This is a genomic window from Streptomyces rhizosphaerihabitans (assembly GCF_025399795.1).
Lineage (GTDB): Bacteria > Actinomycetota > Actinomycetes > Streptomycetales > Streptomycetaceae > Streptomyces > Streptomyces rhizosphaerihabitans.
Genome location: NZ_JAODTZ010000010.1, coordinates 1 through 14,231, shown reverse-complemented (window position 1 = coordinate 14,231; position 14,231 = coordinate 1). Strand labels below are relative to the sequence as shown.

Sequence of the window (14,231 nt, the reverse complement as noted above, 5' to 3'; positions counted from 1 at the left end):
ACACACGAGGGGCCGGCCCGGAGACGTACTCTCCGAACCGGCCCCGACGCATGTCCGAGGGTGATCACTCCCCGTAGCCGTCCACGTGCCGAGCGCTGATCAGTCCTCGTAGGCGTCCAGCGGCGGGCAGGAGCAGACGAGGTTACGGTCGCCGTACGCCTGGTCGATGCGGCGCACCGGCGGCCAGTACTTGTCGGCGGCCGAGACACCGGCCGGGAAGACCGCCTCCTCGCGGCTGTACGGGTGCTCCCAGCCGCCGCCGAGCGCGGCGGCGGTGTGCGGCGCCCCACGCAGCGGGTTGTCGTCCACCGCCCACTCGCCGGAGCCGACCTTCTCGATCTCCGCGCGGATCGCGATCATCGCGTCGCAGAACCGGTCGAGCTCGCCCAGGTCCTCGGACTCGGTCGGCTCGATCATCAGCGTGCCGGCCACCGGGAACGACATCGTCGGCGCGTGGAAGCCGTAGTCGATGAGGCGCTTGGCGATGTCGTCGACGCTCACGCCGGTCGCCTTGGTGAGCGGACGCAGGTCGATGATGCACTCGTGCGCGACCAGGCCGCCGGGACCGGTGTACAGCACCGGGTAGTGCGGCTCCAGGCGCTTGGCGATGTAGTTGGCGGAGAGCACGGCCACCTGCGTGGCGCGCTTGAGGCCCTCGCCGCCCATCAGCCGGACGTACGACCAGGAGATGGGCAGAATGCCGGCGGAGCCCCAGGGAGCCGCCGAGATCGGGCCGACACCCGTCTCGGGACCGGCCTCGGGCTGGAGCGGGTGGTTCGGCAGGTACGGCGCCAGGTGCGCGCGCACACCGACCGGGCCGACGCCGGGGCCGCCGCCGCCGTGCGGGATGCAGAAGGTCTTGTGCAGGTTCAGGTGCGAGACGTCGCCGCCGAAGTGGCCCGGCTTGGCGAGGCCCACCAGGGCGTTGAGATTGGCGCCGTCGACGTAGACCTGGCCGCCGGCCTCGTGCACCTGGGCGCAGATGTCGGCGACGTGCTCCTCGAACACACCGTGCGTCGAGGGGTAGGTGATCATCAGCACCGACAGTTCGTCGCGGTACTGCTCGATCTTGGCCCGCAGGTCCTGGACGTCGATCTCGCCGTCGTCCGCGGTCTTCACGACGACGACCTTCATGCCGGCCATCACGGCGCTGGCTGCGTTGGTGCCGTGCGCGGAGGACGGGATGAGGCAGACGGTGCGCTGGTCGTCGCCGTTGGCACGGTGGTAGCCGCGGACGGCCAGCAGACCGGCCAGCTCGCCCTGCGAACCGGCGTTGGGCTGGAGCGACACCTTGTCGTAGCCGGTGACCTCGGCGAGCTGGTCCTCCAGCTCGTGGATCAGGGTCAGATAGCCGCGCGCCTGCTCGGCGGGCGCGAAGGGGTGCAGCTGCCCGAACTCGGGCCAGGTGACCGGCTCCATCTCGGTGGTCGCGTTGAGCTTCATGGTGCAGGAGCCCAGCGGGATCATGCCGCGGTCGAGCGCGTAGTCGCGGTCGGAGAGCTTGCGCAGGTAGCGCAGCATCGCGGTCTCGGAGCGGTGCTGGTGGAAGACGGGGTGCGTGAGGTAATCGTCGGTGCGCAGGAGCGCGGCCGGCAGCGTGTCCTCGGCGCTCGCGTCCAGCGCCTCGATGTCACCGTCGACACCGAAGGCGGTCCACACGGCGGCCAGCTGATCGCGCGTGGTCGTCTCGTCGCACGAGATCGACACCTGGTCGGCGTCGACGCGGTGGAGGTTGACGCCATGGTCGCGGGCGGCGGCGACGATCTCGGCGGCGCGGCCCGGGACCCGCACGGTGAGGGTGTCGAAGTACGCGCCGTGCACGAGCTCGACGCCGCCGGCGGTGAGCCCCGCGGCAAGGACGGTGGCGTAGCGGTGGGTACGCCGTGCGATGGTCCGCAGGCCGTCGGGACCGTGGTGGACGGCGTACATGCCGGCCATCACGGCGAGCAGCACCTGAGCCGTACAGATGTTGCTGGTCGCCTTCTCGCGGCGGATGTGCTGCTCACGCGTCTGCAGGGCGAGGCGGTACGCCTTGTTCCCGTCGGCGTCCACGGACACACCGACCAGCCGGCCGGGGAGGCTGCGCGCGAACTTCTCGCGCACCGCCATATAACCGGCGTGCGGTCCGCCGAAGCCCATCGGCACACCGAAGCGCTGCGTCGTACCGACCGCGATGTCCGCGTCGAGCTCGCCGGGCGAGGTGAGCAGGGTCAGGGCGAGCAGATCGGCCGCGACGGTGACGACCGCGCCCAGCTCGTGCGCCTGCTCGACGATCGGCTTGATGTCGCGCACGGCACCGGAGGCGCCCGGGTACTGGATCAGCACGCCGTTGATCTCGCGCCCGGCGAGGTCGGCCGGGATGCCTTCGGAGAGGTCGGCGACGACGATCTCGACGCCGGTCGGCTCGGCGCGGGTCTCTATGACGGCGATGGTCTGCGGAAGGGCGTCCGCGTCGACCAGGAAGAGGCCCTTCTTGTTCTTGCCCATGCGGCGGGACAGCGCCATCGCCTCGGCGGCGGCCGTGCCCTCGTCGAGGAGCGACGCGCCGGAGGTCGGCAGGCCGGTCAGCTCGGCGACGACGGTCTGGAAGTTCAGGAGTGCCTCGAGACGGCCCTGCGAGATCTCCGGCTGGTACGGCGTGTACGCGGTGTACCAGGCCGGGTTCTCCATGACGTTGCGCAGGATCACCGGCGGCGTGAACGTGCCGTAGTAACCGAGGCCGATCATCGAGCCGAGCACCTCGTTGCGGTCCGCGAGGGAGCGGAGCTCGGCCAGTACCTCGGCCTCGGTGCGCGCGGCCGGCAGCTTCAGGGCCTCGGCGTTCTTGATCACGTCCGGCACCGCGGCGGCCGTCAGCTCGTCGAGCGAGCCGTATCCGACCTGCGCGAGCATCTTGGCCCGTGCTTCGGAGTCGGGCCCGATGTGGCGCTGCTCGAAGGGAATTCCCTGTTCGAGCTCGGAAAGCGGAATGCGAGGGGCGGTCATGGCGGAGGCCTCCTGGTCTGACGCGACCTTCGAGGGGCACCCCGGCACGGGTACCCCGACGGCCTCCCCCTCTGTCATCTCAACCTGAGAGCTTCACCGGACCGTCCGCGGACGGTCCGACTTTCACCGTCGGTGAGAGCGGAGGCCATCGACACCCGCTCTGCTTTCCAGAGTGACCTCGTCCGTGCGGTACGTGAGCCTGAGAGATTCCGGGGAGGATTTGCTCCTTCGGCGCCTCCGGTGAAATCTGGAGGACTCTCCCGCACGGGATCAGCAGCCGCCTGCCAGCCTACCAGCGAGGACTGGACATCAGCCTTCGAGTGGCCGCCTTCACAAATCTGCTCTTTTGTAGTACTTACGGATGAGTTTGCGACCACGTGGAGGGACCGTGCAGACCGACATCGATCCGCGCAACCTGATCGGCCGCAAGGCGTTCGACAGCAATGGCACCAAGATCGGCACGATCGACGAGGTCTACCTCGACGACGCGACCGGTGTGCCGGAGTGGGCGGCCATACGCACCGGGCTGTTCAGCAGGGACGCCTTCGTGCCCCTGGAGCCCAGCGAGATCGTCGAGGGGACCCTTCGCATCCCCTTCGACCGAGCGCTGATCAAGGACGCCCCCGACTTCGGCGTCGGGCGTCACCTCTCCCCCGAACAGGAACTCCAGCTCTACCACCACTACGGCCTCGACGTGGCGTCCCCTCCACCGCCGGACCGGGACTTCGGCCGGCTCGCGGGCACGGAGGACGCCTGAGCGTCCCGGACGGCCGGTTCCGCGCCGGCACCCAGGTCCGGGCCCGGGCCCACAGCCCGGTCCGGGTCCACGTCCAGGCCCGTGGCCCGGCCCACACGCCGGTCCGGGCCCGGACTCGTGTCCAGGTCCCCGCCCGCGCGTGGGTCGGGGCCCACGCGCGGGCCCCGCGTCACGGCCTGTGACCCCGACGGCCCGGCACCCGCCGGGAACGCGTCGGCGTCCTCGGGTCCTCGCTCCACCAGGGGCAGCGGGTCCGCCGGCTCCAGCCGCGGATCGTCCGTCCGGAAGGTCCGCACCCGGCCGGGCTCGGAGTACGGCGTCTCGAACCGCACCGTGACCCTCCCCAGCCCGCTCCCCTGTACCCATCCGTGCCCGTACTCGGCATGACACACGTCGTGCCCGGAGGGCCACCGCCGCTCCGGGGGCGCCACCGCCTCCGCGGCGGCCTCTTCGGCCGGCTCGTCCGCGGAACCCTCCTCGGCCGCCGCCTCCCCCACGGCAGCGGCCTGCGCCTGTGCGAACAGGTCCTCCTGCGTGTAGTCGGCAAGCCCGGAGACACCGACCCCCAGCAGGCGCACGCCTCCGGTCGTGTCCACGCCCTCCAGCAGCCGGGCAGCGGCCTCCCGGACGACGCCGGGGTCGTCCGTGGGCCCCCGCAGCGTCTCGGACCGGGTCAGCGTCGAGAAGTCGTACTTGCGCACCTTCAGCACGATCGTCCGCCCCGACAACCCGGCCCGGCGCAGCCGCCGCACACACCGGTCCGCGAGCCGCTGCACCTCCAGCTCCACCCGGACCCGGTCGTGGATGTCCACGTCGTACGTGTCCTCGACCGACACCGACTTGGTCTCCCGCTCGGCCACCACCGGCCGCACGTCGTGGGCCAGCGCCATCGCGAACAGCGCGTGCCCATGGGCCTTCCCCAGCAGCCGTACGAGTTCGTCCTCGCCCGCCTCGGCGAGCTCCTCGACGGTGGCGATGCCGGCCCGCCGCAGATGGTCGCCGGTGGCCGGCCCCACACCCGGCAGCGTCCGCACCGGCATCGGCCCCAGCAGCGCACGCTCGGTGCCCGGCTCGATCAGCACCAGACCGTCGGGCTTGGCCTGCTCAGAAGCGATCTTCGCCAGCATCTTGGAGGCGGCGAGCCCCACCGATCCCGTGAGCCCCGTGACCGCCCGGATGTCCGCGCGCAGCTTGGCACCGGCCAGCCGCGCCGAGGCGTCGTCCCAGGCCGTCCCGCCCGCCTCCAGGTCCACGAACGCCTCGTCCAGGCTCAGCGGCTCCACCAGCGGCGACAGAGCCCGCAACAGCCCCATCACCTGTTCGCTGACCTCTCGGTAGAGCCCGAAGCGCGGCACGAGATAGGCGGCGTTCGGCGCGCGCCTGCGGGCCTGCGCCATGGGCATCGCCGAGTTCACCCCGAAGACGCGCGCCTCGTACGAGGCGGTGGCGACTACTCCGCGGGGTCCGAGCCCGCCCACCACGACGGCCTTCCCGCGCAGGCTCGGCTTGGACGCCTGCTCCGCCGAGGCGAAGAAGGCATCCATGTCGAGATGCAGGATCGTGGGTGTGGTTCTCACATCTCCGATGCTGCCCTACGCCACTGACAATGCCCCGGCACGCCGGGGCATCACGTCATCGAAAGGCGCGCGTCACACCGCGCGGTTACGCCTGCGCGCCAGCTCGTCGGCGGGATTGTGCCCGAGGAGCGTCTCACCGGTGTCCACGCGCTCCCCGTGCAACTGCGACAGGGCGCTCTCGACATCCCGCCACACCACGCCCACGGCGATGCCGAAGACACCCTGGCCGCCCTGCAGAAGCGCGTGCACCTCGTCGGGCGACGTGCACTCGTAGACCGTCGCGCCGTCGCTCATCAGCGTCATGCGCTCCAGGTCCTGGAAGCCGCGTTCCCTCAGGTGCTGGACCGTGGTGCGGATGTTCTGCAGCGCCACCCCGGTGTCGAGGAACCGCTTGACGATCTTCAGGACCACCACGTCCCGGAAGCTGTACAGACGCTGCGTCCCCGACCCGTAGGCGGGACGCACGCTGGGCTCGACCAGTCCGGTCCGCGCCCAGTAGTCCAGCTGCCGGTAGGTGATGCCCGCCGCGGCGCACGCCGTGGGCCCTCGGTAACCGACCTCCTCGGGAACAGTCCCTCCCTCACCGGGCACTGCTGTCGGCCGCCGCGGAACGTGATCGACCGCGCTGCCATGCTGGGGACGCCCCCCGCTCGAGTCGAGCCGAGAGCTTGGGGGAGGGTACGGGCCGCTCTCCCCCGGACCGCGTCCGGGAGCACCCCCAGCCGTACCGTCGCCGCTGCTTCTCACGCCGACCTCCGTCCTTGACCTGCCTTCTCGACGGTAGGCAGTCACCAGGGGCGCGTCAACGATCGCCACACTCGGCACGCCGAGTGATAATCACCCTAAGGGTGGTTTCCCGTGCCCTACCGCGGGGAAAGGCTAGCCGAATGCTCCCGGCACGGGCCGCGGCACACCACACTCGCCGCGGGCAAATGCCGCCCGGAGCGGTCCTCTTCTCGCCCGCGTCACTGGCTGTTGGTGCCGAAGTCCTCGGGCGAGATCTGGTCGAGGAACTCTCGGAACTTCTCCACCTCGTCCTCCTGCTCGTCGGGAATCGCGATACCCGCGTCGTCGAGCACCCCGTCGCTGCCGTAGATCGGCGTTCCGGTGCGCAGGGCAAGCGCTATGGCGTCGGACGGCCGGGCACTCACCTCGACCCCGCTGGCGAAGACGAGCTCGGCGTAGAAGACGCCCTCGCGCAGGTCCGTGATACGTACTTCGGTGAGCTCCTGGCCGACGGCCTCCAGCACGTCCTTGAACAGGTCGTGGGTCAGCGGTCGCGCGGGGGCCATGCCCTGCTGAGCGAAGGCGATCGCCGTCGCCTCCCCCGGTCCGATCCAGATGGGGAGGTAGCGATCGCCTCCCACTTCACGCAGAAGCACGATCGGCTGGTTGGAGGGCATTTCGACCCGGACACCTACGACATCGAGCTCGTTCACACAGCAACCCTAGGCCGTGCTCGGGACGTTTGGGTAGTCGGGCACAGAACGGGTGGGCGATCCAGAGCCCGCGCCGGCCCCCGGGTCAGCGCAGCCGCACACCCAGCGCGGTCTGCACGAGTGCCGCGTGCAGCTTCACCGTGAGGCCCGCGAGTTCCTTCGTGCGGGCCTCCGCGTGCGCCCGGGTCTGCGGATTGCGGTGGCGCCGCAGAGGGGCGACCACCTGGTCCACCAGTCCCGCGTCACGCTCCGCCGCGGCCTTCATCGCCCGCAGATGGCGCGGCTCGATCCCGAAGCGCCCCAGCTCGACGACGAGCGCGGCGACCGTCACCGCCTCGGCGTCGTAGACCCCGTCGGGCAAAGGGCCGATCAGTCCGTACGACTCCCACTCCTGGAGCTGCTGCTCACCGATCTCCGCGGCGGCCAGCAGCTCGGCACGGCCCACCCGGGCCGCCGTGGGCCCCTCGGGCTCGCCGTAGAGCTCGCCGAGGGGTTCTCCCTCACCCGCGTCGCGCTGGCGGCCCACGGAGGGCAGACGCACCTGCTCACCGCGCGACAGGGCGTCCAGGTGCTCGCGGATCACCTTCAACGGGAGGTAGTGGTCGCGCTGCATCCTCAGGACGTGGCCGAGGCGTTCGACGTCGTTCGCGCTGAACTTGCGGTACCCCGAAGGGGTCCGCCGCGGCTCGACGAGCCCCTCCGACTCCAGGAACCTGATCTTGGAGATGGTGACTTCGGGGAACTCGTCGCGCAGCGAGCTCAGCACCGCGCCGATGCTCATCAGCCCGCTGTCCGCGGCGGCGGTACCACTGCCGGCACCGCCGCTCGGTGTTTGAAGCATGGACATTCCCTCGGTGTCCCCCCGGACGGAGTTGGGGGAGGGTTCAGATGCCCTGCTGGCTCGCGTAGAACACCAGCCGGTACTTGCCGATCTGCACCTCGTCACCGTTCGACAGCGGGACCTGGTCGATCCGCTCCCGATTGACGTACGTGCCGTTCAGGCTGCCCACATCGGCGACCGTGAACGAACCGTCCGCGACACGACGGAACTCCACATGCCGACGCGACACCGTCACGTCGTCGAGGAAGATGTCGCTCTGCGGATGACGCCCGGCCGTGGTCAGCTCACCGTCCAGCAGGAAGCGGCTGCCCGAGTTGGGGCCACGGCGCACCACCAGGAGCGCCGAGCCGACCGGCAGCGCGTCGACGGCCGCCTGAGCCTCCGGGGAGAGCATCGGCGAGGGCGTCTGACCCGTCACCTCGGCGTCGTAGGCCTCGATGCCGGAGATGGAGATCGTCGACGTCTGCTCCGACGGACGCTCCGGTCCACCCCGCAGCGGCGCACCGCAGTTGGAACAGAACCGGCTGTTCTCCGCGTTCCGGTTCCCGCACCTCGTACACACCTGGGCCGACATGGACGGATCCTCCTGCCGCGGCTGCCCACCTGGGGCATGGGACGCATACGGATCGGAGGCGAACCCTCCACCCGTGCTTGAGGCTGACGGTTCCCCGAAACCTATGCGGCCGGACTGGGCAGGGTCAACAGACGACGCGCCAGGACCACCGGGACCGGTGACCTGGTCCCGGAACAGCGGGCGGTCGCCGCTCTGGGCCTCCGCGTCTCCCTGGCGCGGTGCACGATGACGGGCAGTCGCGTTGTCGCCACTGTCCTCTCGCGTGCTCTTGCCGAACAACTTCGCAAACAACTTCACGGGCGATTCCCCTTGACCGAAACAGACCCGCCCGTGGGGCAGGACGAACCCTGATTGAACACACCGGTCGACCCGGACATCCTCACAACGTCCGTATCCACCAGACAGTTTCCACCACGCACCACCCATTCGGTGCGCCGACCCCCCGCAACCTCCTGCCCGCGCCCGGCGACCCCCATGCGACCGCCGTTCACCGGGAGGACGACTGAGCGTAGTCAGGCCGCTCCGCCGGTCGCAAGGCATCGACGACGATCTTCGTCGAGCGGTCCACCGTGACGATGGCCTGCTCCTTCTCCAGTGTCTGCACCACGCCTCCCGGAATGTTCAGCGCCGGCTCGAGGTCCTGCGGCTTGCCGATGACCTTGAAACGATAGGGCTGGGTGATCTTGTTCCCGTCGACCTTCACTCCGCTTCCGGAGTCGGCCAGATAGGTACCGGCTACCACGCGCACGCCGTTCACCTGGATCGCCTCCGCGCCGGCGGCGCGCAGCTCCTGGATCGCGTCGAGCAGCATGTCCGCCTTGACCGCCCCCTTCGCGTCGTCGATCGTCAGGGTGATGCCGGGGCCCTGAGCGGCCACGGTGCCCGCCAGAATGCCGAGTTGCTTCTCCTTCTCGACCGTCTGCTTGCGGGCCTCCTCGGCCTGGTTCGAGCTGTTCTCCAGCTCGGTGCGCTGATCCTCGAGACCCTGCTTCTCGTCCTCAAGACGCTGAGTACGGCTGTCGAGTTCATCGAGAATGCGCACGAGATCTTCCTGACGCGCGCCGCGCAGGGCGCTGTCGCCGTCGCTGTTGGACGCCACCTGGACGGCCAGGCCGAAGCCGAGGCCGAACAGCAGCACGGCGACGATGAGTTGGGCACGCGACACCCGCGGCGGCCACAACCCCTTGCCCAGCCTCTGACGGCCGGACAGCGACGGCACGCCGTTCTCCTCGGCCGCCTCCGGCTCGGGCTCCTCCGCGGCCGCGGGGACCTCTTCCGGCAGCTCTTCGCGCAGCGGGTTCTCGGGGGTTTCGTCTTCGTTCTCGTTGCTCATCGGCCTCACGCCCGGAACACGTGCCGGCGGATCGCCGCGGCATTGGAGAAGATCCGGATGCCGAGGACGACCACGACACCCGTGGACAGCTGGGCACCCACGCCCAACTTGTCACCCAGGAAAACAATCAGCGCGGCGACGACCACGTTCGACAGGAACGAGACCACGAAGACCTTGTCGTCGAAGATGCCGTCGAGCATCGCGCGCAGACCGCCGAACACGGCGTCGAGCGCCGCCACGACGGCGATCGGAAGGTAAGGCTCGACAACCGCCGGAACCTCGGGCCGGACCAACAATCCAGCCACGACTCCCACGACGAGGCCCAGTACGGCGATCACGGTGTACCCTTCTCTGTTCTCGGCTCTGCTGTACGTACGATCACGCTCGGTGCGGCGGACAACCGGACATCGCCCTCGGCGGAGATGCTGGTCCTGATGCCGTAGTTCTCCTGCAGGGCATGCAGATACAGCCCGTCGGCGCTGTTCTGGAACCTGGTGCTGAGCCGCTGGCCGTCCCCCACCGCGAGCACCGTGTACGGCGGCACCAGCGGCTTGTTGTCGACCAGTATCGCGTCACCCGCGGCCCTGATGGCCGACAGAGCGGTCAGCCGCTGTCCATTGACGGAGACGGCCTCGGCGCCCGACTCCCAGAGGCCGTTGACCACGCGCTGCATGTCACGGTCCCGCACCCGTCCGGTGTCGGAGAATCCCGAGGTCTCCCGCGGATTGGTGCCGTCACCGCCCGTGCTGGCTTCCTTCGCGTCGTTGACGACGAGCTTCACGCCCGGTCCGTGCACGTCGGTGGCACCCGACAGAATGCTCACGAGGTCGGCCTGCTCACCGCCGCCGTCCTTCTTCAGCGCCACCCGCTGGCGTGCGCTCACATCGGCGCGCAGGGTGTCGACGCCGTTCTCCAGCTTGTCCGCGGCCGTCGTCTCGCGCTCGATGCGGTCGATGAGCTCCTGGCGCTCCTTGGCGACGACCGGGGCCGCCAGCCGAGCGTTCGCCGCTCCCACGGTGACCACGAGCGCCGCGAGCACCAGACCCGCGGCAAGACCCAGCTTGGCCCGGACCGTCTTCGGCATGCCGACGGCGCCCTCGGCCTCCCTGCGGGCGGCCGCCTCGGCGTACCCCTCGTCGAGGCTGTGATCCATGACGTTGGTGAGCAGCGACATGGAGGCGTCCGGGCGCGGGGGGCGCGGAGCGCTGCTCCGAACGGGGGGCTGCTGCGGCATGCCGCACATCGTCGCACGTCGCGGGTGCTACCTCCGAATGGCCCCACCAACGTGCCGGACAGGCCCCCTTGGGGACACTTGTCCGACACGTACGAGTGAAGATCGTTTCAGCGGCCGGCGCTGTCCACCACAGCCGCCCACTCGTCGAGCAGAGCCTCCGCGGAGGCGTCGTCCGGGCCCTCCGCCCACAGATGGGTCACCGCCTCGGCAGGGTCCGGCAGCACCATCACCCAACGCCCGTCCGTCTCCACGACCCGTACGCCGTCCGTCGTGTCCACGAAGCGGTCTCCCGCCTCCTCCACGACCCGGCGCATCACCAGTCCCTTCACGGCCCACGGAGTCGCGAGATCCCGCTTGAGGACATGCGCCCGCGGAATCCGCGCGTCGATCTGGCTGAGCGTGAGCTGCGTCCGCGCCACCAGACCGATGAGCCGCACGAACGCGGCCGCGCCGTCGAAGACGCCGCTGAACTCGGGAATGATGAAGCCGCCGCGTGCGTCGCCGCCGAAGATCGTCGTCTCTTCGCGGCCGACCCGCGTCAGGTCGTCCGGAGACGTGGTCGTCCACTCCACCTGCGTGCCGTGGTACGCCGCCACCTGCTCGGCGATCCGTGTCGTGGTGACCGGCAGCGCCACTCGCCCACTGCGCCGCTCGGCGGCCACCAGGTCGAGCATGACGAGCAGGGCCCGGTCGTCCTCGACGATCCGCCCCTTCTCGTCGACGAGCGAGAGCCGCTCGCCCACCGGGTCGAAGCGCACTCCGAACGCGGCCCGCGCGGACGCGACGATCTCGCCCAGCCGCACCAGGCCGGCCCGCCGCGTCTCCGCCGTCTCGGTCGGCCTGGACTCGTCGAGACCGGGATTGATGACCAGGGAGTCCACACCGAGCTTGCCCAGCAGGCTGGGCAGCACCAGTCCGGCACTGCCGTTGGAGGCGTCGACGACCACTTTCAGCCCGGAATCAGCGATACCGGTGGTGTCGACATTCCGCAGCAGTGATCCCGTGTACGAGTCGAAGACGCTGGCGGGGAAGTGCAGGTCCCCGATCTCGCCGGGGAACGCGCGCCGGTACTCCTGTCGTGCGAACACCCGGTCCAGCTTCCGCTGACCGCCCTGCGACAGGTCGGCGCCCTGCCCGTCGAAGAACATGATGTCGACGGAGTCGGGCACTCCGGGTGTCGTCCGGATCATGATTCCGCCCGCACTGCCACGGGCCGTCTGCTGCCGGGCCACGGGCAGCGGTACGTTCTCCAGGTCGCGCACGTCGATGGCGCTGGCCTGCAGCGCCGAGATCACCGCGCGCTTCAGCGCACGGGCACCTCGGGAGTGGTCGCGGGCCGTGGTGACGGTGGAGCCCTTCTTGAGGGTCGTCGCGTAGGCCCCCGCCAGACGCACGGCCAGCTCCGGGGTGATCTCGACGTTCAAAATCCCGGAGACGCCACGAGCGCCGAAGAGGTGGGCCTGACCGCGCGACTCCCAGATCACCGAGGTGTTGACGAAGGCGCCGGCCTCGATGGTCTTGAACGGATAGACGCGGACGTTGCCCTGAATGATCGATTCTTCGCCGACGAGGCACTCGTCGCCGATCACGGCGCCGTCCTCGATGCGGGCGGCGCGCATGATGTCGGTGTTCTTCCCGACCACACAGCCACGCAGATTGCTGTGCTGCCCGATGTACACGTTGTCGTGCACGACGGCCCGGTGCAGGAACGCGCCGGTCTTGACGACGACGTTGGAGCCGACGACGGTGTGCTCGCGGATCTCGGCGTCCGCCTCGACCTTGGCGTAGTCCCCGATGTAGAGCGGCCCGCGCAGTACGGCGTCGGGATGTACCTCCGCGCCTTCGGCCACCCATACGCCCGGGGAGATCTCGAACCCGTCGAGTTCGACGTCGACCTTGCCCTCCAGGACGTCGGCCTGGGCCTTCACATAGCTCTCGTGCGTGCCGACGTCCTCCCAGTAGCCCTCGGCGATATAGCCGTAGACGGGCTTGCCTTCCTTCATCAGCTGGGGGAAGACGTCGCCGGACCAGTCGACGGAGACATCGGCCTCGACATAGTCGAAGACCTCGGGCTCCATGACATAGATGCCCGTGTTCACGGTGTCCGAGAAGACCTGGCCCCAGGTCGGCTTCTCCAGGAACCGCTCGACCTTGCCTTCTTCGTCCACGATGGTGATACCGAATTCCAGCGGATTGGGGACGCGCGTCAGACAGACGGTGACGAGGGCGCCCTTCTCCTTGTGGAAGTTGATGAGTTCGGTGAGATCGAAGTCGGTAAGTGCGTCGCCGGAGATGACGAGGAAGGCGTCGTCCTTCAACGCCTCCTCGGCGTTCTTGACGCTCCCGGCAGTACCGAGTGGCTTCTCCTCATTGGCATAGGTGAGCTCCATGCCGAGCTCTTCACCGTCACCGAAGTAGTTCTTGACCATTGAGGCCAGGAACTGGACAGTCACGACAGTTTCGTTGAGCCCATGCCTTTTGAGCAGCCTGAGCACATGCTCCATGATCGGGCGGTTCACCACCGGCAGGAGCGGCTTGGGCATGCTCGAGGTCATTGGGCGAAGGCGTGTGCCTTCGCCTCCGGCCATCACGACGGCCTTCATGTCGGAAGCGTCCTCCTTGAAGAGACGACGGTACAGCCGACTTCACCCGTCCTGATTGTCCCGCAGTTTTCGAGCGCGGGCCATCGGGGCACTGCAGCCGCCCAATCGGGCCGAGCTCAATCGGCCATGGTGTCCGCCCGGACCAACCGGCGGACCTGCACCACGTAGAGGACTCCTGCCCACCAATAGAGGGTTGTACCCCATCCGGCGAACGCCCATCCGAAAATAGCGCCGAGTGTCGCGATCCAGCCGCTCGCGTCGCTGAGCAGCAGCAACGGGAAGGCGTACATCAGGTTGAAGGTGGCTGCCTTCCCTAGGAAGTTCACCTGCGGGGGCGGATAGCCGTGACGCCGGAGGATCCACACCATCACCAGCAGAACCAGCTCGCGTGCGAGAAGCGCGGCCGTCAGCCAGATCGGAAGAATCTCACGCCAGGTGAGCCCGACAAGCGTCGACAGAATGTAGAGCCTGTCGGCAGCGGGATCCAGTAGCCGGCCGAGGCTGCTGATCTGGTTCCAGCGCCGGGCGAGCTTCCCGTCCAGATAGTCGGTGATACCGCTCAGCATGAGGATGAGCAGGGCCCAGCCGTCGCTCTTGGGACCACCGAACTCCGGCCTGAGGATCAACCACAGGAAGATGGGTACGCCGAGCAGACGCGCCATGCTGAGGATGTTCGGGATGGTGAGGACCCGGTCCGTCTGAACACGGGTCTCCTGGACCTCCACCCGGGGGCCTCCTGTGGGAAATGAGCCAACGATGCCCCCTGACCATACCCGCAGCCCCGGCGCCACAGCGCAGAGGGGGAGGCAAGGGAGAGGCGCCATCGGGAAAATTTTGTCGGAAAACAAAAAAGCTCCGGCTCTCGGGAAGAATTCCCGAGAGCCGGAG

12 protein-coding genes and 1 riboswitch are annotated in these 14,231 nt (G+C 69.1%); of the genes, 1 reads left to right on the top strand and 11 read right to left on the bottom strand.

Annotated features, from left to right (window positions below; genetic code table 11):
• Positions 1 to 99 precede the first annotated feature (99 nt).
• The gene (gene gcvP / locus N4G66_RS12385; RefSeq protein WP_261704096.1) at positions 100 to 2,985 is read right to left on the bottom strand and encodes an aminomethyl-transferring glycine dehydrogenase; all 2,886 of its coding nucleotides are present in this window, start codon (positions 2,983 to 2,985) and stop codon (positions 100 to 102) included.
• Positions 2,986 to 3,162: 177 nt separating this feature from the next.
• Positions 3,163 to 3,258: riboswitch (glycine riboswitch) on the bottom strand.
• A 115-nt stretch (positions 3,259 to 3,373) separates the two neighbouring features.
• Between gcvP and N4G66_RS12380 the strand changes: the two genes are divergently transcribed.
• Positions 3,374 to 3,742 carry a PRC-barrel domain-containing protein gene (locus N4G66_RS12380; protein WP_206301111.1) on the top strand — a complete coding sequence of 123 codons (369 nt, stop codon included), beginning with the start codon at positions 3,374 to 3,376 and terminating at the stop codon, positions 3,740 to 3,742.
• Here N4G66_RS12380 and N4G66_RS12375 read toward each other — a convergent pair.
• The 10 genes from N4G66_RS12375 to N4G66_RS12330 all read right to left on the bottom strand — a co-directional run bounded on the left by N4G66_RS12375 (position 3,667) and on the right by N4G66_RS12330 (position 14,068).
• Positions 3,667 to 5,319 (bottom strand): DNA polymerase IV, encoded by a 1,653-nt coding sequence (locus tag N4G66_RS12375; RefSeq protein WP_261704095.1) that lies wholly within the window; start codon positions 5,317 to 5,319, stop codon positions 3,667 to 3,669. The genes N4G66_RS12380 and N4G66_RS12375 overlap by 76 nt on opposite strands.
• Before the next feature lie 72 nt (positions 5,320 to 5,391).
• Positions 5,392 to 6,066: a MerR family transcriptional regulator gene (locus N4G66_RS12370; RefSeq protein WP_261704094.1), complete on the bottom strand. Its 675-nt coding sequence runs from the start codon at positions 6,064 to 6,066 to the stop codon at positions 5,392 to 5,394.
• A 218-nt stretch (positions 6,067 to 6,284) separates the two neighbouring features.
• Positions 6,285 to 6,758, bottom strand: coding sequence for a bifunctional nuclease family protein (locus N4G66_RS12365; RefSeq protein ID WP_006123076.1), 474 nt, complete (start codon positions 6,756 to 6,758; stop codon positions 6,285 to 6,287).
• Positions 6,759 to 6,843: 85 nt separating this feature from the next.
• Positions 6,844 to 7,599, bottom strand: a complete 756-nt coding sequence (gene ftsR, locus N4G66_RS12360) for a transcriptional regulator FtsR (protein WP_261704093.1) — start codon at positions 7,597 to 7,599, stop codon at positions 6,844 to 6,846.
• 43 nt (positions 7,600 to 7,642) lie between these two features.
• A complete protein-coding gene (locus N4G66_RS12355; RefSeq protein WP_261704092.1) occupies positions 7,643 to 8,599 on the bottom strand; it encodes a zinc-ribbon and FHA domain-containing protein in 957 nt (318 codons plus the stop codon).
• Positions 8,600 to 8,660: 61 nt separating this feature from the next.
• Positions 8,661 to 9,506 (bottom strand): DUF881 domain-containing protein, encoded by an 846-nt coding sequence (locus tag N4G66_RS12350; protein WP_261704091.1) that lies wholly within the window; start codon positions 9,504 to 9,506, stop codon positions 8,661 to 8,663.
• A gap of 5 nt (positions 9,507 to 9,511) precedes the next feature.
• On the bottom strand, positions 9,512 to 9,844 hold the full coding sequence (locus tag N4G66_RS12345; protein WP_003988855.1) for a small basic family protein: 333 nt from the start codon (positions 9,842 to 9,844) through the stop codon (positions 9,512 to 9,514).
• On the bottom strand, positions 9,841 to 10,749 hold the full coding sequence (locus N4G66_RS12340) for a DUF881 domain-containing protein (RefSeq protein WP_261704090.1): 909 nt from the start codon (positions 10,747 to 10,749) through the stop codon (positions 9,841 to 9,843). The genes N4G66_RS12345 and N4G66_RS12340 overlap by 4 nt, the downstream gene beginning before the upstream one ends.
• 98 nt (positions 10,750 to 10,847) lie before the next feature.
• Positions 10,848 to 13,343 carry a mannose-1-phosphate guanyltransferase gene (locus tag N4G66_RS12335; RefSeq protein WP_261704089.1) on the bottom strand — a complete coding sequence of 832 codons (2,496 nt, stop codon included), beginning with the start codon at positions 13,341 to 13,343 and terminating at the stop codon, positions 10,848 to 10,850.
• 116 nt (positions 13,344 to 13,459) lie between these two features.
• Positions 13,460 to 14,068 carry a CDP-alcohol phosphatidyltransferase family protein gene (locus N4G66_RS12330; protein ID WP_261704088.1) on the bottom strand — a complete coding sequence of 203 codons (609 nt, stop codon included), beginning with the start codon at positions 14,066 to 14,068 and terminating at the stop codon, positions 13,460 to 13,462.
• Between the last annotated feature and the right edge of the window lie 163 nt (positions 14,069 to 14,231).